Source organism: Vibrio sp. 10N.286.49.B3 (assembly GCF_002873395.1).
Classification (GTDB): domain Bacteria; phylum Pseudomonadota; class Gammaproteobacteria; order Enterobacterales; family Vibrionaceae; genus Vibrio.
This window is the reverse complement of the sequence record NZ_MCUV01000031.1, coordinates 1-460: the sequence shown is the minus strand read 5'-3', so window position 1 is coordinate 460 and position 460 is coordinate 1. Positions and strand designations below refer to the sequence as shown.

General features: G+C 46.1%; 2 tRNA genes. Both read right to left on the bottom strand.

Annotation, left to right across the window (positions count from 1 at the left end):
* Positions 1-110: 110 nt before the first annotated feature.
* Positions 111-195 (bottom strand) — tRNA-Tyr (locus BCU68_RS11015).
* Positions 196-294: 99 nt separating this feature from the next.
* Positions 295-379: transfer RNA gene (locus BCU68_RS11010), tRNA-Tyr, on the bottom strand.
* Positions 380-460: the final 81 nt, after the last annotated feature.

Genomic DNA, 460 nt, shown 5'->3' with positions numbered 1-460 from the left:
GGGAACCCCTCCAGGGGTGTATTATCTTACTCATTTAAAAGTAAGCTTAATTGAGGTTTTCCCAACGCATCAATCAAGTGGTCCCAATGTCATGCGACATTAAGTAAATATGGTGGAGGGGGACGGATTCGAACCATCGAAGGCGGAGCCGGCAGATTTACAGTCTGCTCCCTTTGGCCACTCGGGAACCCCTCCAGGGGTGTACTATCTTACTCATTTAAAAGTAAGCTTAATTGAGGTTTTCCCAACACATCAATCAAGTGGTCTCAATGTCATACGACACTAAGTAAAATATGGTGGAGGGGGACGGATTCGAACCATCGAAGGCGGAGCCGGCAGATTTACAGTCTGCTCCCTTTGGCCACTCGGGAACCCCTCCAGGGTTGTACTATCTTACTCATTTAAAAGTAAGCTTAATTGAGGTTTTCCCAACACATCAATCAAGTGGTCTCAATGTCAT